At 70.0% G+C, this 403-nt stretch carries 2 protein-coding genes; both read right to left on the bottom strand.

The window, feature by feature from the left end; translation table 11 throughout:
- Positions 1-179 (bottom strand): NAD(P)-binding domain-containing protein (locus ACFC0D_RS38635; RefSeq protein WP_376446804.1); only part of this gene is annotated, 179 nt, incomplete at its 3' end.
- Between the two features lie 57 nt (positions 180-236).
- Positions 237-403: hypothetical protein (locus ACFC0D_RS38630; RefSeq protein ID WP_376446802.1), on the bottom strand; the 167-nt coding region annotated here is incomplete at its 5' end.

Raw genomic sequence — 403 nt, 5'->3', positions numbered from 1 at the left:
GGGGTTTCGCAGGCTGCGAATACGTCGTGCAGCTGCTCACGGACCTCGACGCCTGCGGCACGCGCAGCGGCGTGGTTGCGGCCGGAGCGGGACCAGCCCAGCACGGCGTGGCCCGCCCGCGCCAGGTGGCTGGCCATGGGCGTTCCCATGACGCCCAGGCCGATGAATCCCAAAGGCATGGCTGGCTCCAGAGCAGGACAGGACGCCCATCATGCCGCAGACCGGTGCTGCGTGGCTCAGCCCGCTGCGCGCAGGATCAGTGCATAGCCCACCAGCAGCAGGACACACAGCGGCAGCGTGACGAATGAAGCGATCATCCAGCGCAGCGCCTTGCGCGATGCCACCGTGGCCGGGCCGATCTGGCCGGCGGCGAGCAGCGATGACGTGCGGTTGGCGTAGACGG

The organism is Streptomyces sp. NPDC056222, assembly GCF_042264065.1.
Classification (GTDB): domain Bacteria; phylum Actinomycetota; class Actinomycetes; order Streptomycetales; family Streptomycetaceae; genus Streptomyces.
Note: the sequence above shows the minus strand (reverse complement) of the source record. Positions and strands in the feature narration are given on the sequence as shown.